The organism is Paenibacillus sp. GP183 (assembly GCF_900104695.1).
Taxonomy (GTDB): Bacteria; Bacillota; Bacilli; order Paenibacillales; family NBRC-103111; genus Paenibacillus_AI.
The window spans coordinates 2,537,568-2,555,701 of the sequence record NZ_FNSW01000001.1; the positions used below are offsets into that span (position 1 = coordinate 2,537,568).

General features: G+C 47.9%; 13 protein-coding genes. All 13 read right to left on the bottom strand.

Translation table 11 applies throughout. The annotated features are described in order from the left end of the window. Window positions 1–27: 27 nt before the first annotated feature. A complete protein-coding gene (rpoN, locus tag BLV33_RS12610; protein WP_171909132.1) occupies window positions 28–1,329 on the bottom strand; it encodes an RNA polymerase factor sigma-54 in 1,302 nt (433 codons plus the stop codon). A gap of 108 nt (window positions 1,330–1,437) precedes the next feature. After that, window positions 1,438–1,959 (bottom strand): DUF2179 domain-containing protein, encoded by a 522-nt coding sequence (locus tag BLV33_RS12615; RefSeq protein WP_090791752.1) that lies wholly within the window; start codon window positions 1,957–1,959, stop codon window positions 1,438–1,440. Next, window positions 1,956–3,125, bottom strand: a complete 1,170-nt coding sequence (locus BLV33_RS12620; RefSeq protein ID WP_090791754.1) for an iron-containing alcohol dehydrogenase — start codon at window positions 3,123–3,125, stop codon at window positions 1,956–1,958. The genes BLV33_RS12615 and BLV33_RS12620 overlap by 4 nt, the downstream gene beginning before the upstream one ends. After that, window positions 3,122–4,246 carry a Zn-dependent alcohol dehydrogenase gene (locus tag BLV33_RS12625; protein WP_090791757.1) on the bottom strand — a complete coding sequence of 375 codons (1,125 nt, stop codon included), beginning with the start codon at window positions 4,244–4,246 and terminating at the stop codon, window positions 3,122–3,124. The genes BLV33_RS12620 and BLV33_RS12625 overlap by 4 nt, the downstream gene beginning before the upstream one ends. A 97-nt stretch (window positions 4,247–4,343) precedes the next feature. Then, entirely contained in the window at window positions 4,344–5,840 is a 1,497-nt protein-coding gene (locus BLV33_RS12630) for an aldehyde dehydrogenase family protein (protein WP_090791759.1), read from the bottom strand. Then, on the bottom strand, window positions 5,833–7,131 hold the full coding sequence (locus tag BLV33_RS12635; RefSeq protein ID WP_090791762.1) for a lyase family protein: 1,299 nt from the start codon (window positions 7,129–7,131) through the stop codon (window positions 5,833–5,835). Before BLV33_RS12635 ends, BLV33_RS12630 begins: the two co-directional genes overlap by 8 nt. Continuing rightward, on the bottom strand, window positions 7,118–8,101 hold the full coding sequence (locus BLV33_RS12640; protein WP_090791765.1) for an ABC transporter ATP-binding protein: 984 nt from the start codon (window positions 8,099–8,101) through the stop codon (window positions 7,118–7,120). The genes BLV33_RS12635 and BLV33_RS12640 overlap by 14 nt, the downstream gene beginning before the upstream one ends. A gap of 15 nt (window positions 8,102–8,116) precedes the next feature. After that, on the bottom strand, window positions 8,117–9,562 hold the full coding sequence (locus BLV33_RS12645) for an NAD-dependent succinate-semialdehyde dehydrogenase (protein WP_253187052.1): 1,446 nt from the start codon (window positions 9,560–9,562) through the stop codon (window positions 8,117–8,119). 13 nt (window positions 9,563–9,575) lie between these two features. Further along, window positions 9,576–10,493: an ABC transporter substrate-binding protein gene (locus BLV33_RS12650; RefSeq protein WP_171909133.1), complete on the bottom strand. Its 918-nt coding sequence runs from the start codon at window positions 10,491–10,493 to the stop codon at window positions 9,576–9,578. Window positions 10,494–10,560: 67 nt separating this feature from the next. Then, entirely contained in the window at window positions 10,561–11,193 is a 633-nt protein-coding gene (locus tag BLV33_RS12655; protein WP_090791773.1) for an ABC transporter permease, read from the bottom strand. A 60-nt stretch (window positions 11,194–11,253) separates the two neighbouring features. After that, on the bottom strand, window positions 11,254–11,874 hold the full coding sequence (locus BLV33_RS12660; RefSeq protein WP_090791776.1) for an ABC transporter permease: 621 nt from the start codon (window positions 11,872–11,874) through the stop codon (window positions 11,254–11,256). Then, window positions 11,874–13,004, bottom strand: coding sequence for a mandelate racemase/muconate lactonizing enzyme family protein (locus tag BLV33_RS12665; protein ID WP_090791780.1), 1,131 nt, complete (start codon window positions 13,002–13,004; stop codon window positions 11,874–11,876). Before BLV33_RS12665 ends, BLV33_RS12660 begins: the two co-directional genes overlap by 1 nt. A 243-nt stretch (window positions 13,005–13,247) precedes the next feature. Beyond that, the gene (locus BLV33_RS12670) at window positions 13,248–17,987 is read right to left on the bottom strand and encodes a poly(ethylene terephthalate) hydrolase family protein (RefSeq protein WP_090791783.1); all 4,740 of its coding nucleotides are present in this window, start codon (window positions 17,985–17,987) and stop codon (window positions 13,248–13,250) included. Window positions 17,988–18,134 lie beyond the last annotated feature (147 nt).

Below are 18,134 nucleotides of genomic sequence, written 5' to 3' on the forward strand. Positions count from 1 at the left end.
ATCTACCGCGATTACCGTGAGGCAGCCCTAAGACCGCAGCCTAGAAGAGAGGATGTTTTTCTCCTCGCGGTACTTCATAACCGTACGCCTTGAGATTTGAATGCCTTCTTTAACCAGAAGGTCAGTAATTTGTTGGTCAGACAGCGGGTGTCTTTTATCCTCCAGATCCACAAGCCTTTTTATTGTTGATTTAATGCTTTCGGCAGAAGCATTCTCCCCTTCCACTGTCGACACACCGGATGGAAAGAAGTACTTTAGCTCGCACATGCCCTGTGGTGTTTGAATGAATTTACTTTGCACAGCACGGCTGATTGTAGATTCATGAAGGTCCAATTGTACGGCAATCGATTTCAGATTCAGCGGTTTCAAAAAAGAAACCCCGTGTTCCAGATATGCTTTCTGTTCCATCATGATGATTTCGATAACACGTCTAAGCGTCGTTCTCCTTTGTTCTAAACTCTTTAACAATTGCTGGGCATCCTGAGTGTGATTACGCAAATATAGCGATCCGTCACCAGACATATTCCCTGATAAATAGGAGATGTATTCCTCATTAACCGCAACCTTTGGCAGATAGGCATCCGTGATTACTAACACATAATCTCCCTGCTCCTTACGAATGATGGCGTCGGGGTGCCTGTAATTTTGTGGTAGATGGTCAAAAGCCAGCCCCGGGCGAGGATTTAAAGTGCGTACATAATCGAGTGTGACACGTAATGTATCCTCAGAAATATGCAGCTGAGCAGCCAGACGTTTTAATTTGCCGCAGGCAAGCTCCTGTAGATAGTTCTCAATGATGATCTCGGCCCATGGATCCGGGTTACTATCTCGGCAGATTTGCAGCAGTAGGCACTCTCTTAAATCACGAGCACCGATACCGGCCGGTTCCAAATTCTGAAGGTGCGACAGTGCCTCCAGGACTTCATCCTCGGTTGCACCGCATGCATGTGAAACTACTTCAAGCGGAACGTCCAAATACCCCGCCTCGTTGAGATTGCCTGCCAAATATTTAGCAATCGCATAGGTGCTTTTGGCAAGATTTCTAAGTCGAAGCTGAGATATCAACATTGTTTCGATCGTATCCTCAGGCTTTCTTATATTGTTTAATAAGCGATCTTTTGTGTCTACCCACGCGGATTTAGGAAATGTGCCTCCAAATCGAGTGGAAGGCCATTCTATGTCAAGCAGCGGATTTTCCACTGCTTTTATTTGCAAAAAGTCAGCGAGCTCCTCTGAAGAAAATTGCAGGATAAAGAGGGATTGCCTGAGCTCAGGTGTTAGATTCAATTGGGTAGTTTGTGTATTGGCTGTTGTAAGATTAATGTACAATTGGATGACACCCCCCCAAGAATAAGTTTATTCCAGGTTGCTGTGGAATGAAAGGGAATTTCAAAAGCAGACAGCCGCTGCCCCTAAGGAGCAACGGCAATCCTAGCTTCATTTAGCGGAATGATGACGTTTTTTAACTAAAAAACCGCCGTGAAATAAATTAGGTTCATACGATACAACGAATGCTTGCGGGTCGATAGCCAATATTTCCTGATAAAGCTGATGCTGCTCTTTTCGATGCAAGACAACGGAGATAATCCACCTGGAACCTTCCTTGCCTTCACCCTGCCATACAGTGACCCCGTAGCCTTTGGACCTCAGATCATCCGTCATATGTCCGAATTCGGCATTTGTCACCGCTTGTATAGTTACAAAACCAAGTGCCAACCGCTCCTCAATCTTAGTTCCAAGGAGAATGCCCAGCCCGTAGCTTAAGCAATAGACAATTAAATTGACAGGCTCATGCAAATGATCAAGAACTATTTTGAATCCGATGACGTAAATACCGATTTCCACCGCACTCATTAAAGCAGCAATATAGCGAAATCCCTTTACCATCAGTATGAAGCGAATCGTCAGCAGCGAAACATAAGTGACCTGCAGGGCGAGAATAAAGAGCAATGTGGTCATCGGGATAAAATAGTCTGGGCAAACTGCTCCAGCTCACTAACGGAAGAGCTGCGACAGTTGTTATTTCGCATCGGAGCATTTTCCTCAGACTGCATAATGTCGGCGAACCGCATCGCATCCGTTTGACTCAGGCCTTCACTTTGGAGTGAAAGCTTGAGACCGCTTTGTTCCACAAGCTCACGGTATCTGGATGCGCCTGCTTGAGCCAAGGCCAAGATGTTCTGCCCCTGGTCTGCAACGCCGAGGGCTCGGGCAATGTCGGCGTGAACCGGAACATTAGCCTCGATGTTCCAGTCGTAAGTTTCATAAAGCGCGATAGCTACAGCGCGTCCGTGGTGGACACGGCCTAGCGTACCTAGCGCATGGCCGATACAATGGGCGATACCCGTGCCGCCCTGCTCGATTGCCATGCCGGCGAGCATAGCGCCGAGGCTAAGATCGCCGCGCGCCTGAAGGTTGGCGGGTTCTTTCACGGCAATGAGCAGCGATTGCCCCAGCAAGCGAATCGCTTCGAAGCTGAACGCACTTATCATCGAATTGCTGCGTTTGCCAGCCACGGCCTCTATCGCGTGCACGATCGCATCGAGTCCGGTTGCTGCCGTCAAATGCGGAGGCAATGCTATCGTCAGGGTGGGGTCGAGCACTGCCAGATCCGGACCCATATCTGCGTCCCAGCCCCATACTTTGCGCTTCTCCGTTGTAGAGAATACCACGGTGCTGGTCACTTCTGCTCCGGTTCCGGACGTTGTCGGAATCATGATCGAAGCGATCCGCTTAGGCTCAAACGGATTGGCCATCAATGCATAATGCTCAGCTGGATGCTCAGCTCCCGCTACGAGTGCAGCCATCTTCGCCACATCCATCGCCGAACCGCCGCCGAGTCCAATCACACAGTCTGCACCTGTTTGTCGGATAATGGCGGCTGCTTGGTCTATGGATGTACTTGAGGGATCGCTCTGCACATCGCTGAACAGATGCGCTTCGATACCTCCATCGCGCAGAGCCTGCAAAATGGGCTCTGGCACTCCGAGTTGTACCAACCCCGGGTCGGTAACAAGAACTGTCCTGACCCCTCTGCATAACCTCTTAACATCTTCTGCAATTTGTTTGGAGCGACCTTCGCCAAACGCTACTTTCGTGATTGCTTGAAATTCAAATCCATTCATGATGAGTTCCCTCCAAATTCGATAACCGTCCGTCCGACATTCACCGACGAATGATCATGGAAGCTTTCAAATGCATGATTAACCTCATCCAAGCCAATGCGGGAAAGCACCAATTCATTAAGCTCCAGCTTGCCGTCCAAATACAATTGGGCAATGATCGGGAAGTCGCGGAATGGATGCACATCTCCATAGAAGCTTCCTTTTAAGATTTTACCGATGCGATGGAAGCCGCCTGCAGGAAGCATCAGTTCCTTCTTCGGATTGAACGCCCCGATAACAACGGTCGTTCCACCTTTGCGTGTGCCCTGCCATGCCGAAGATGCGGCATTCGTATTTCCAGTACAGTCGATTGCATAATGGACACCGAATCCACCGGTTAGCTCCTTGAGTGCCTCGACGGCGTTGACCTCACCGACATTCACCGTGTGCGTGGCGCCAAACTTTTTGGCGATTTCGAGATTTTGCTCCTTCAAATCGCAGGCGATGATTTTGGAAGCCCCTGCTATTCGGGCTGCTTGAATGGCGTTTACACCAACGCCGCCAATGCCAAAAACGGCCACCGTTGAGCCGGGCGTCACTTCTGCTGCACGGACAACGGCTCCATAACCGGTGGCTACGCCGCATCCGATTAAGGATGCCTGCGCAAACGGCATTTCATCAGGCAGTTTGATGCAGCTCATCTCCGGGACTACTGTATACTCAGCGAAGGTAGACAATAGCGAGTTATGGTATACTTTGCGGCCATCTTTGCTAAGCCGTGACGTTCCATCCAGAAGTGTGCCTTCAAACATAGGGCCAAAGGCGGATTCACATAGATTCACCTTGCCCGTCTGGCAAAACTCACATGTGCCGCAAAAGGGTACCCAGCTTAGAGCCACCTTGTCTCCCGGTTTAACCGTTTTGACGTTTGGACCTACCTCCATAACAATACCTGCACCTTCATGGCCCAAAACAGTGGGGATGGGCGTCGTTTCATCAAAGAGGGCATTATAATCGCTGTGACAAACGCCGGTCGCTTCAATCTTAACCAGTACCTCGTTTGCCTGGGGAGCGGCAAGATCCACTTCCGTAACGATCAGAGGTTTACCGATTTCAATCATTACGGCAGCTTTCATTTTCATAAATTGTTCCTCCTCAGAGTTTTGCTTTAGCAAAACTGACTTCGTAAGCATTCTCTTAGAGTTTTGCTTTAGCAAAACTGACTTCGTAAGCTCTTTTTTAATGAGCAATCCAAATTGCTTTTGTTTTTGTATAAGAGCTCAAGGAATGGATGGCGTATTCCTTGCCCCAGCCGCTTTGCTTAAAGCCGCCGAAGGGGCTCGAATAATCGTAACAGCCATATCGATTAACGAAAACTTGACCGGCGTCCAGCCTCTTGGCTACTCGATGGGCCCTAGCCACATCGTTCGTCCAAAGGCCTGCTGCCAATCCGTAAACGGAGTCATTGGCGAGTCGAACCGCTTCTTCTTCCGTGTCAAAAGGGATGACAACAAGTACGGGTCCAAAAATTTCCTCTTGTGCCACGATCATGTCATTCGTCACATCAGCCAGAATTGTTGGCCTTACAAAATAGCCCTGTTCATTATTGCCTTGAACGTCGCGATAACCTCCCGCTGCAATGCGGGCTCCCTGCTCCACGCCTTTTTGGATATATCCTAGGATGCTTTCCATATGCGACTTGGACACTTGCGGGCCTTGATCGACGTCCGGATCAAACGGGTCACCCAAACGGTAGCTCTCTGCGTACTCAGCAAGCTTATTGACGACCGATTCATAAACGGACTGTTCCACGAACAGCCTTGTCGGTGCGGAGCACTTCTCCCCTTTATGAGTGAACAAGCCGTAGAAGGATCGCTCGATGGCTGCGTCCAAATTGGGCGCATCAGCAAATATGATGTTTGGCGACTTCCCGCCAAGCTCCAGCGTCACCGGCTTTAAATTGGAATCGGCCGAATCATGAACAAGCTGCTTACCCACTCCGGTGCTGCCGGTAAAAGAAACCTTGTCCACGCCCATATGGCGAGTAATATAAGAACCGATCCGGCCCTCACCGAGGATCAGATTGATGGTCCCCTTCGGGAGCAGACCCGAATCATGAATGATTTCAAATAATCGGATGATCGAATAACTCGTTGAGCTCGAAGGCTTGAATACGACTGTATTGCCCATAGACAGCGCTGGTGCCAGCTTCCAGACTCCCATCACAATCGGGAAGTTCCACGGTACGATTTGACCGCAGACGCCGATCGGATCCTTCGTTGTAAAACTGGTGAAATTGCCCTCTACCGGATTGACCTCACCGTACAATTTATCGACCCAGCCTCCATAATACTCGAAGAGCTCGGCTGCTTCCGTCACATCATCGATATAAGATTCTTTGTACAATTTTCCGTTATCCAAGGACTCCAATGTAGCCAGTTCCGTATGGTGCTCGCGGATGAGCGCGGCGATTTGCCACATCACACGACCCCGCTCTTTGCGGGACATGGTCTTCCACTCGCCTTCCTCAAACGCTTGTCGGGCGGCAGCAACAGCTGCATTCACATCTTCTTCATTTGCTCCAATGAAGGTCCCCAGCACCTGCCCGTTTACAGGATTGATGGAGCTTAGAATCGAGCCTCCGCCTTTCGTCCATTCCCCGCCGATGTAAAGGGATTTCGTTGTCTTCAACCACTCTTGGGCCCATTCCAATTGGGCCGGATGGATCTTACTCATGCTTCTCACTCCTCCCAATCTTTTCTCTGATTTGCTCCGGTCCCCATTGTTTCAGCCACAAAGAGACCTGTTCATACCCATATGTTTCCTTCAAATCGACAATAAACGGAATGGAGCTGTCCGCATACTGCCTGCAGATATCTTCATTTACGGTAATGCCAGACAAACATCTGGATTCAAAATGATCAACCGTTCGTGTGAGCATCTGCAAATTATCCATCAGCAAAGTGCCCATCAAACCGTCGGCCAGATTCAAATGCACTTCGCCAAGCTCAACAGCCGCTTGGATGGTGTAATCGTTGCCATTGATCAACAATCCGCACTGGATGACGGTTTCCGGAATAACCGGATTCACTTTGCCGGGAAAAAAGGAAGATCCAGCCTGCACAGCCGGAAGCACCAACTCGGAAAGACCAGCTTCCGGTCCCGAGGCTAACAGCCGTAAATCCTTGGCCAGCTTAACTAGCACAGCCGAAGTAAGTCGAACCTCAGAAGACAGGCGCCCCAAGTCGTCCGGGTACTGCGCCGCATCAAAAAGATCCGGTCGAAGCTGCAAGGGAAGTCCCGCAACCTCCGTCAAAATTGGAATAACAGCCTCGCGGTATTCCCTGCTTGCTCCAACACCTGAGCCGATCACGGTGCCTCCCAAATTGATGCGGTGAATGCTGTGTACCGCCTGAACTACGTGTTCCATGCGGCGATTTAGAGCAGAAGCTGCAGCCCGAAATACCACTCCCGCCGATACCCGCATGCCATCCTGCCAGCATGTTCGCGCGATCGTCGGCACAAGCTCCAGCTCATCCGCTTTTAGCTCCAATGTCCGGATAATCCGAAGCAATCCTTGCTCCAACGACTTTGCCGTTTCAATCAGCGCAATACGAATTGCTGAATGGCACACATCTGCCGTAGACTGAGAAGCATTCACATGTTCTGTTGGATGCACATGATCCCCCGCCAAGGTGGCAACCACTTCATTGATGTTCATATTGATACCTATGCTGCCGCCCCCATGGAAAGCGTCAACAGGAAATTGTTCCAAGTATTTTCCTGCGATTAATTCATCGCAAGCAGTTATAATCGAGTCGCAGACGAACTCATCGATCACACCGGCCTTTGCATTGGCGAGTGCCGCTGCCTTCTTTACTGCAGCAAGAGAACGGATGTAGACCGGATACTGCGACAGGCTGTGACCGGAAAAACTCATATTTACAACGGTACGAGCCGTTTGCACCCCATACAGGGCGTTATCCGGAAGCTCCAGTATGCCGAATATATCTTCAACTTTTCGCATAGTTACGTCCGTGCTCTTCCATTTGATCCAGAATGGTTTCAATGTTGATAATTCCGACCCGGCAGTTCATCTGATTAACCACAATCAGCTCCTTGCTTCTTGTTTCCACCAATCGTGTAAACACGTCTTTCACCGATTCAGTCAGATGCACGACAGGATTAGTACTGACAAAAGCCCCTTTATCCTCGTCTCTAACCACTATAATGTCGCTGATTTTCAACAGGTTCATACGGCGGTAGATATCGCGGTCACCCACCAACTGGCTGACAAAATCGTTCGCCGGGTTCGTAATGATGGCATAAGGAGTATCGTATTGGACAATTTTCCCGCTTTGCATAACAACAATTTGGTCTGCAAGACGGAACGCCTCATCAACGTCATGGGTAACAAAAAGAATTGTTTTCTTGGTCCGCCGCTGAATGCTCAGCAGTTCATCCTGCAGGCTCAAGCGGGTAATGGCATCAATCGCCCCGAAGGGTTCATCCATAAGCAGAATATTGGGATCGGCCGCGAGTGCACGCGCAATACCGACTCTTTGCTGCTGTCCGCCTGACAGCTGACTGGGAAGTCGCTTACGAAAAGACTTGGGATCTAGACGCACCATTTCAAGAAGCTCATCAATCCGGTCTGAAATCACTTTTTCATTCCATTCCAGAAGGCGCGGCACGACGGCAATATTATCTTCGATACGCATATGTGGAAACAGCCCATTTTGCTGGATGACGTAACCAATCCGACGGCGCAATATCTCCGGCTGCATGTTGGAAATGTCAATGCCATCGATCTCAATTGTCCCCGATGTTGGATCATACAATCGATTGGTCATCTTAAGCAAAGTTGTTTTACCGCAGCCCGAAGGACCCAGGAAAACGATAAGCTCGCCTTCCTTGATCGATAAGCTCACCTTGTCTACAGCTGGAACCGGAACACCTGGGTACTGCTTGAGGACATGCTTGTATTCAATGCTCATCTGCGGCTCACCTCACTAGAAATTCAGATTCACATATTTGTATTCCAGGAAATCATCGACACCGTGTTGGCCGCCTTCGCGACCCATTCCGCTTTGCTTGATGCCTCCGAATGGGGCTTGAACATAGCCAAGTGCGGATTCATTAATACCGATCATGCCATACTCCAGAGCATCGGCGACCCGCATCGTCCGCGCCAGATTTGTTGAATAAAAGTAAGAGGCCAAACCATAGGGTGTTTTGTTGGCGAGCTCGATCGCTTCTTCTTCAGTTTCAAAAGTAATAAAAGGAGCCACAGGCCCAAATGTTTCATCATTAAAAATTTGCATGTCCGTAGTAACATCCGCCAGCACCGTGGGAGCAAAAAAGCTGCCTTTGCCAAAATCCCCTTCTGTTAAAGGGTGCCCTCCGTAAACAAGCGTCGCTCCTTTATCCAATGCGTCCCGCACATGCTCCTGGACCTTGGCCACCGCCTGTGCATGAATAAGCGGACCCATTTGTACACCAGGCTCCATCCCGTTGCCGATACGCAGCTTTTTGATGTGAGCCGTGAACTTTTCGATAAATGCTTTTTTAACTGATGCCTGCACCAGGATACGGTTTGCGCAGATACAGGTTTGTCCTCCGTTTTGAAACTTGTTGTACATCAATCCCTCAACCGCTGCATCGAGATCAGCATCATCAAAAACGATATACGGCGCGTGGCCGCCAAGCTCCAAAGATACCTTTTTCAACTGTTTGGCTGATTGCTCAAGCAAGAATTTCCCGACCTGTGTGGAGCCTGTAAAGCTGATTTTACGAACTTTTTCATTGTCCAAAAACTCGCGCCCAATGGCTTTCGCATCACCGAGAACCAAGTTGACGACTCCTTTGGGCAAGCCAATTTGATCAAATAGTTCAAACAATGCAATAGCCGAAAGCGGTGTGTCTGGTGCAGGCTTGATGATTGTCGTGCAGCCTGCGGCCAATGCCGGAGCCAGCTTGCGGGTAATCATTGAAGTTGGAAAGTTCCACGGCGTAATAGCTGCGACAACACCAATGGGCTGCCTCTGAACAAGTATCTTTTGTGTCGTGCGTGAGGACGGAATGATCTCACCGTTGATCCTCTTCGCTTCTTCGGAATACCAAAGCAGAAACTCCGCGCCCCAAAGCACTTCACCCTTGGCTTCTTCGAGCGGTTTCCCTTGCTCCAGCGTCATGATTTCCGCCAAACGGTCGGCACTCGCCACAACGGCGTCGTACATTTTGCGCAGCCAGACCGAACGCACTTCTGCTGCTGTTGTGGACCAGATAGGAAAAGCTCGGTATGCCGCTTCTACAGCAAGCCGCGCATCTTCCTGTCCGCCATGGGCAACTTCCGTCAGTACTTCTCCCGTTGCCGGATTATAGACAGGAGAGAGGAGGCCGGATTCGGCCTCCGTCCACTCTCCATCCAGGTAAAGCTTTGTTTGTATCGATAGCATAGAGCCCTCCATGTTATTTGATGAGTTTATTGTCTTTGAGGAATGCTTTGGCTACATCCTTGATTTCTTTTTTATCCGGACCGTCTACCTGCCAGTTCATTTTTTGAACGGCTTCGTCGGTGAGCAGCTTGGATAATGCATTCAGGCGATCTTTAATGGCTGGAGTTTTCGTCAACGCATCTGATCTAATCAGCGGAGCAACGTGATATATCGGGAAGAAGCCGATGTCATCCTTGAGCAGCTTGAGGCCCATACCTGCAATTTGTCCGTCTGTGCCTACCGATACGGTTACGTCTGATTGCCCATCTTTCAATGGATTATAACGAAGACTGTAATCGATTTGGAATTGCTTTTTGAATTTGAAGCCGCCCTTATCCTTATAAGCTTTCTGCAGACCCGGTAAAGAATCATCACGTACGTCAAATTCTTGCGGGTAGGAAAGGGTCATCTCACTGCTGTGTGCAGCCAAGTCTGAAATGGTTTCCAGCTTTAGTTTGGTTGCTGTATCCATCTTGGTGGCAAAGCCATAAGTGGCATTTTCCGGAGCCGAATCCAGCCATTCCAGATTCCATTGCTTGAAACCGTCTTTTAAAGTCTGCTCAACCTTCTTCTGATCTTTCTCTACTGGCTGCTTCAGCATTACCGTCAAACCTGTTCCGGTATATTCCGGGTAAATGTCCAAATCGCCCTTCTTCAAAGCTTCAAAGGTAGGTGCCGTACCGCCGAGACTCAGCTTGCGCGTTACCTTCATACCCATGTCCTCGAAAATGTCCGCATACATTTCACCAATCAGATGGTTTTCCGTGTTATCTTTGGATCCAACCGTTAGCGATGCACTCGATTTCCCCGAAGATGCTACGCTGCCGCACCCTGCCAAAACTACTGCTGCTGAAATTGCAAAAACAGATAATGCGAAAAAACGTTTTTTCATGTGAAAATATCCCCTTTTCATTGGATTAAGATATATCAATCGCCCTTAAGGCAAGATTGAACATGGATCAGTTATAGCTCAGTCGTTTTTGAATATAAGCGAATATGAATTCGCTCATAATGGCTAATATAGCTACCGGTACTGCGCCTATGAGCAGGTAGCTTTTGGACATCATGCTGACACCATTGATGATGTAGCTGCCCAGACCTTGGCCGCCGATCAATACGGCTAATGTCGCACTGGATATCACCTCAACGGAAGCGGTTCGAACACCCGCCAGCATGACCGGCAGCGCCAACGGAAACTCCACCTTGAGCACCATCTGCAGCGGCGTCATACCCATTCCTTTCGCCGCCTCCTTAATGCCGGCATCAATTTCCCGAAATGCAACATAGGTGTTGATGATAATAGGCGGACAAGCCAGTACGGTTAAGGCAAGCAAGGCAGGTTTAAACCCAACCCCCAAGATCGGCATGGCCAAAGCCAGGATGGCCAAGCTTGGCACAACACGGAACATGTTAATGCCGTTAATGATGTAGTTGGCTATAGCAAGCCTCCGTGAGATCCAGATACCTAAAGGCACGCACAAGATTAGGGCAACACCGATGGCAGCGAGGCTAAGCTGTATGTGGCTGAATAAGTTGCTCCAAAAGACAGGTGCATTCGCATGAAAATACGTTTGAATTTCATTCCAAACCAATGGGGATCACCTCCTAAGAGTTTTCCGAAGGAAAACTTTCTTCGTAAGCATGAGCTGGCATTACGCTATTTTTGGACGAAGCAGCCATTCTATAAAACGGAACAAGACATCCGCTGCAACAGCCAAAATGGTGATTGCAATCGTTCCCGCGATAATTTTACCGGTATGCTGGTGATTTAAGCCTTGGAAAATCAATGTACCCAGTCCACCGCCGCCGATCCACGCTGCAATAGTTCCAATGGAGATTATGGAAACGGTTGCAATTCGAATTCCTGCCAGGATGACAGGAACGGATAACGGCAGCTCGATCTTCCAGACGATTTGCCATTTTCCCATGCCCATGCCCTTGGCTGCTTCCAGCATCAGGGGGTCAATTCCTTGAATGGCTGCGACAATATTTCGCACCAAGATCATCTGCGCGTAGGCGACAAGCCCTATCATAGCAGTCTTCACGCCTAGGCCTGTATATGGAATCAGCGTCGCATAAAGCGCCATACTGGGAATCGTATAAATGATGCCCAGTACACCTGTAATTGGGGTGTAGAGCTGCCGGTAATTGGCTACCAAAAATCCGATTGGTACCGCGAACAACAAGGCAATTCCGAGAGAAGTAAACGTAAGCATCACGTGCTGTCCAAACAACGCTCCTACATCACTGAGGTTATTGAACAAGTAGCTCATCAGCTTTCACCTACATACACATGCTTATAAGCGTATCGATCAAGCGCTTCTTCATCGAGTTCAATACCCAGTCCAGGCGCATTTGAGAGCTTCAGATACCCATCGGAATCGACCTCTAATTTGTTAGCCATCACGAAGTCTCGGCGATCGGCTGTCCAAGAAGGCGGATCATAAGGGAATTCGAGATACGGACATAGGCTGACGGCTGCGGCCAAATGAAGATTCGCCAGAACGCCGATGCCATTTGTCCACGTGTGAGGGCTGAACCAGGCGCCGTCGGCCTGAACAAGATCGGCGATCTTCTTCGTGTAGGTGATGCCGCCGGATAGGGCTGCATCCGGCTGGTACACATCAAGCGCCCCAAGGCGGTTCAGCTCGACGAAATCATGCATGCGGCGGTTCATCTCTCCGCCAGCGATACGGATGCCCGTCATCTCGCGAAGCTTGGCCAGACCGCGGAAATCGTGATGCGGCAGCGGCTCCTCGAGCCAGAACACGCCTAGCTGCTCCAATTCCTTAGCCACTTGATAGGCTTTCTTTAAGTCCCATGTACCTTCTGTGTCCCAGGGCATTTTCCAGCCTTGGTTGGCATCGATCATAATTTCAATCCGGTCTCCAACCGCTTTGCGCACTTGCTCGACAACTTTAATGTCATCACGAACATCTTCATGATGAAAGCGGATCTTCATCGCTTTATAACCCATCCCGATAAACATCTGAGCTCTTTCTGCGCGTACGGCCGGTTCAACGATTTCGCCATTGGAGGCGTATGCAAGAAGTTTGTTATTACGACCTCCCAACAGCTTGTAAACAGGCTGCCCGGCTGCTTTGCCCATCAAGTCCCACAAAGCGAGATCAAGACTCCAGCACCGTCCATAATGAAAATCGATATTATATATTACTTGCGCATGCCGTTCAATTTCAAATGGATCTTTGCCGATAAATAAATGCTCATGCCCTTCAAAACCAGTCATTAAATCTCCGGAACCGATTCCCGTAATCCCTTCGTCGGTATGAACCTTAACAATGGTGGATGCGAATTTCTTTCTCGGGTTAGGATCCCATGCCGCCTTAAATGGCGGATCCAGGGGAAGTAGATAATGTTTGATATCAATTGCTGTAATTTTCATCTCTTCACCTCTTTTGGCTTATAGTTATTTATAAAGCAATAATCGTGCCAATTGATAAAAGGCAATGAAATCAACAAATATCTCTCCACGTATTTTAAAAAAGAAAGCGATTGCACAAAATATTTACGGTAAATTGTAAAACTACTGCGCAATTCCCTTCACTAAATTAGCTAAAAAAAAGAACAAGGCGTCAGCCGTGTTCTCTTATCTTTTTAAAATATGCTTTTGCAACATAGTTGTTTATTATTGTACAGAAACCGTAATGACGTTGGAATTGCCTGCACGGCTTCCGCCTGTGACCGCCAGCATGAACTGGTAAGTGCCAGTATTCAGGTCGGTTACAGTCGCTGACGTAGAAGCTTCGGTCAATGCTTCAGTCTTCGAAGGTACCCATTTTTTACCATTATCACTTGACTGCATCAACACTATGGAGGTAGCACCGATTGGTTTTCCGAAAGTCAAACTAGCGGTGGTACTTGTGATTTTTGACGATTTTAAGTCGATAATTGGAGCTGACAGTACTTCTGGAGACTCACCATTATAAGTGCCTTCTTTGACTCGAAGCTTGAATTGGTAAACTGTGCCTGGAAGCAGTCCTGTTATTGTAGCGGTCGTTGAAGCGGCGGTTAGTTTCCCAGTATTTGCAGTTCGCCACGTTAAGCCGCCGTCTATGGAACTAACGACCTCTACTTGGGTGGCACCCGTGGGTGCAGTGAAGCTAAAGCTTGCCGTGTCGGGTGTTTTTGCAGTTTGAACAAAGTCAAGAATGCCGCCTTGTCCTGTGACTCGTTTATGAAGCTCAATTCCACTTAATCCATAGTTTTTGAAGCCCTTCCAGCCGGATCCGGTTGCGCCCCACTCGTTGAGTGCCTGCTCGTTTCCAATAGGTTTAGGCACATCTAGAAAAGCCTGCTTTGTCGTATCATTTTTGAGATATAAGTCAAGGAATGCGGTTACAAAGTGCTCGTTGATATTGTTGGTGTGTGCATTTTCCCAAACCGGTTCATAGTAGAACATATAGTCACGCCAGGTTTGCCAAGCTATTTTCTGTTCTTCTGGACTTTCCGGTCTGACGGGGCTGTTGGTATAAACATTTGTATAGGTAATCCACGGCTTGATACTGCTGCCAACCTCGTGGTCACCGTTCTGATAGACTAACATGTATCGGTCGGCATTTCTGGTGCCTTCGAACATTCGCTTAACATTGTTGAACGGAGCTGTTTGGTCTGCAGTTCCTGTGATAAACAGTGTCGGCAGGGTTAAGCCTAGCAAACTCTGATTATCGAAAACCTCTTCTGAAGAGCCTGCCCAAGGTGAAATAGCAACAACGGATTTGATACGCGGGTCAAGAGTCTTTGCGTAATTCGGATACGTACGTTTTCGGTCATCGCCAAATGATCCCGGAATTTTGACAAAGGAAGGATTAAGTCCTACGCCTGTCAGATTAAGTACCCCATATCCACCCATGGAGTAACCGACTACCGCAGTACGATCCACATTGACAATGCCGCTTAGAAAGCTTGATGATGTATTGCCCATTCTTTCCATTGTGTCTATGGCAAACCGGTCGTCTAACGGTCTGTTTAATAAGGTTTCAACCGAATTGTTATCCAGCTTTGTTGAGCCTGTATGTTCGATACTTACAACCACATAGCCTTTGGAGGCGAGGTTTTCCCCAAGGTAGGACAGCAGTAATCTTGAACCTCCCGCACCGTGCGACAATACCACCAGCGGAAATTTGCCGCCAGAAATATCGGGTGATGCCTCTCTTAATGCCCGGCCTGTACGTTCAAACGGAACATTGGGTCTCGTAGGATCAGGATACATTCCGGTCGTATCATAATAGGTAGTAACCTCCTTTTTGCCTTCAGGTATGATTGCTGGATACCAAACCTCCATTTTGAGAGGTCTGTTGTAAATGGGTTTCGGATTGGATGCTTTGTCAAATTTGCGAATATCAATCTGATCCAGATTAATGGTATTGATAGTCCGCACGCCTACACCATACTTGCCTCTATAAGCCAACTCAGGTGCATCGGTTCTTGGATCACCGAACATAAAGTTAGGCCCATAAATGGAGGAATTGAGGTATCCATTTGCCTGTGGGACGAAGTTTTGTATGGCAGGTGTATCTTTGAAACCGGTCATACTGTTGGCTGTATGGCTAAGATCCTTTTTACCATCATAAACAGGAATTAAAGGCTTTACCGCATCTGAATGGTACAGTTCCAGACCTGCATTGGTCCAAGGTTGAAAACCCTTCCAATTAGGGCTGGCAAGTCCATACAGTGAATTGATTGTCGATATGGGATAAGGTACATTCAAGTAGTCCCGTTTTGCTTTGTCACCCTTCATGTAAAGGTCAAGGAAAGCTGTCACAAAATGCTGATTGATATTGTTCATGTGCTGCTGATCCCACGTTGGCTCATTATAATAGATGAACTCTCTCCACTTTTGCCATTCGTCTTGAAGCTGAGGAGGAACAGCAGAACGGGTTGTGCTATTAACATAGACGTCTGAATAAGTCGTATATGGCGGTGGGTTAACGGGGATTTCATGGTTCCCGTTTTGATAAACAAGGAAATAACGATCAGAGTTTACAAAATTATTGTATTTGGTTTTTATAGTATTAAAATTTGCTGTATCATCCATAGTGCCTGCAACGGTTAATGAGGGTATAGTCAGCTTTGCTTCATTTTCCGGCTTCGATTCGCCATAAGGTGCGAAGGCTACCAAGGCTTTAACTCTTGGGTCAGAAGAAATGGTATCATCAATTCCTGCTGCTCTAAGTACCCCTTGCCCGCCGAAAGAGTATCCAATAAGAGCCGTATGGGATGCATCAACAACACCATTTAAGAAGCTGCCTGGTTCCTTGCCTGCGGCCTCCAAACAATCAATGACAAAAACATCATCTCGCGGGCGTTGATCCGCCATGTTTCTTTGATCGAACTTGGTATTTCCTGTATGCTCAATTGCAACGACAACATATCCCTTAGAAGCAAGGTTCTCCGTTAAGTTGGTCATCATTGTTCTTGTGCCAGGAAATCCATGAGAAACGATTACCAGCGGCAACTTGCCAGCAGATGAATCCGGTGCGGCATTACGCAGCGCTCGGCCGACAAAGGTAAAGGGTTTTACCGGTCTGTTAGGGTCACTGCTAATTCCAGTAAAGTCTGTATACCATGTCATTTCCTTCATGCCACTGGGAATAACTGCAGGATACCATATTTCAAGTGGAAGCGGTCTCTGACCTTGTGCAGGGTCTGTTACCGTGATGGTACGTACTCCCACACCAAATTTGCCTCTATGTGCTAATTCCGGAGCATCTGTACGCGGATCGCCGACAACAAAGTCAGGTCCATACTCCATCGAATTTGAAAATTGACCTTGATTGTTCTTTGCTCTGACATTAACTGTACAGATATTAGACAAGGTTCCATCATCAGAATAGGCCAAAATGATGGCTGTTCCAATCGACATTGCTGTCACCAAACCACTTCTGGATACCGTTGCAACACGTGTATCGGAAGAATACCAGTAGATGTTTTGGCTTTCTGTACCGGCTGTTTTAATTGCCGGCATCAAGGTCTCTACTTGGTCTACGGGTAAGTTCAAAGACGGTGTAATAGCAATTTCGCTAAACGATACCGAGGTATTTTCTTTATTGGAATCTCCTACGGGTTTAACGGTTTGACCGGCAATGCTTGCCCCGTTTACTACGCTCTGAGCGATGATTGTTTGAGAAGGCGTTTGCTCCGTTTTAATCCCTTCGGCGTTCACTTCAAGCTTTCTTATCGAACCCAATCCTGTGATTTCTGTCCGTGCGTTGGTCCTGATACCGCCTATAGTGGATCCGTTAGCGACAGCAATCGTTGTTGTGCCGGCGCCGGGTTGTACCAACACATGATCTATGGTTCCGCCTGATAACCGAAGAGAAACTTGGGTAAAAATACCAATATTGTTAACATTTCCTATAACATTCAAGGAAGTGTTCGACCCGGTGTCTGAAGAAACGGTGACGTCTCCAAAACCTGTGCCATCTAAAATAGCGTCTGTTTTCAATTCGATGAAAGGAACTTTACTGTTGTCGGAGGCAGTTATATGTACCTTGTTGATAACGGTTAATTTACCATTAACACTGGAATTAATAAGCTTAATGGAGCTCTCGCCACCGCCGCGCACAACAATGCGCCCACTAACAGTGACACCCTCAAGGGTGACTACTCCTGTACCGACCCCATCACCAATAATCAGGTCACCGGCTATAGTCATATTCTTAAGAACAGTTCCAGGCGCGGTGATCATTATATTTCCTGTGGGTGCAGAAGAAGATGTCGTGGCTGTTTTATAATAAGCTGCTACAAGTTTGTCAATGATAACGGCCAATTCACCTAGCGTTATTTTATCTTTAGGATAGATCTTGTCGTTTGAACCGATAATGTAGCCAGCTGCTGTAAGGGCAGCCATGCCGGGTTCAGCCCACTCATCGATAGCTGTTGAATCACTGAATTTTTTTAGTGGAGATATATCGGTTGTGTGTAAGCTGAACGCACGTGCAAGAATTGTGAAAGCTTCTTCACGGGTAATAGCATCCATCGGACGTATTTTTCCATTTTCACCATTTATGACGCCCATTTTCAGAGCTTTCGCGATGTCTGATGCATATGGACTCCCCTTCGGCACATCCGAATAATCCGTCAGATCAGCGGATTCTGAGGCACTGAATATACGATTCATTACAGCGGACATTTCGGCGCGACTTACTTCCCTAGTTGAATCCATTGCTGTAAGGCCTTCTTGAAAGACACCGTTTTCAACTGCTTTTTTCATGGAATCCTTGAACCAATCTCCCGTTGTATCGGAGTTCCCCATTGCAAAACCGGGGAGAGACAACGATAAGATCATTACAATTGACAGTACAACTGCTATTAGTGTTTTGACGAACCCAGCTTCAAAAAAGTGACCAGTTTTCTTTTCAGGCATTCATCTTACCTCCTTCATCTTGTTTAGTATGTACAAACGTTCATTACGCTCGCTTTGTGACAGTCCCCCATTCGTTCACCTACTCGAGTACGCTTGTAGTATAAACATTGCGAACTTTCAAAACCACCCCGACGATTTCGCCATTGG